The 1,055-nt window shown below is 54.7% G+C and carries 1 protein-coding gene; it reads right to left on the reverse strand.

Annotated features, from left to right (window positions below):
- Nucleotides 1-1,055: elongation factor Tu (gene tuf / locus ABLU95_RS21485; protein ID WP_048979769.1), on the reverse strand; the 1,055-nt coding region annotated here is incomplete at both ends.

Here is a 1,055-nt window from a genome sequence, read left to right on the forward strand (position 1 = left end):
CCGCCTTCACGGATTGCGAAACGCAGACCATCGTCCATCGCGATCGGGTGGATCAGGGTAACAACCATTTTGATGTTGTCGCCCGGCATTACCATCTCTACGCCTTCCGGCAGTTCGATGGTGCCAGTCACGTCAGTAGTACGGAAGTAGAACTGCGGACGGTAGCCTTTGAAGAACGGAGTATGACGGCCGCCTTCGTCTTTGGACAGAATGTACACTTCAGATTCGAACTTGGTGTGCGGGTTGATGGTGCCCGGCTTAGCCAGTACCTGACCACGTTCGATTTCTTCACGTTTGATACCACGCAGCAGAACACCTACGTTCTCACCAGCACGGCCTTCGTCCAGCAGTTTGCGGAACATTTCAACGCCAGTACAGGTGGTTTTCGCGGTTTCTTTGATACCAACGATTTCAACTTCTTCACCCACTTTGATGATACCGCGCTCTACACGACCGGTAACAACGGTACCACGACCGGAGATGGAGAATACGTCTTCGATCGGCAGCAGGAACGGCTTGTCAATCGCACGCTCTGGTTCCGGGATATAGGTATCCAGGTGGCCAGCCAGTTCGATGATTTTCGCTTCCCACTCTGCGTCGCCTTCCAGCGCTTTCAGAGCAGAACCACGAACGATCGGAGTGTCGTCGCCCGGGAAATCGTACTGAGACAGCAGTTCACGAACTTCCATCTCAACCAGTTCCAGCAGCTCTTCGTCATCAACCATGTCGCATTTGTTCAGGAACACGATGATGTACGGAACGCCTACCTGACGACCCAGCAGGATGTGCTCACGAGTCTGCGGCATCGGGCCGTCAGTCGCAGCAACAACCAGGATCGCGCCGTCCATCTGCGCAGCACCGGTGATCATGTTTTTAACATAGTCGGCGTGGCCCGGGCAGTCTACGTGCGCGTAGTGGCGAGTCGGGGTGTCATATTCAACGTGAGAGGTGTTGATGGTGATACCACGAGCTTTTTCTTCCGGCGCGTTATCGATCTGGTCGAATGCGCGAGCGGAACCACCGTAGGTTTTAGCCAGTACGGTAGTGATGGCAGC

The organism is Klebsiella sp. GG_Kp146 (assembly GCF_040061975.1).
Taxonomy (GTDB): Bacteria; Pseudomonadota; Gammaproteobacteria; order Enterobacterales; family Enterobacteriaceae; genus Klebsiella; species Klebsiella quasipneumoniae.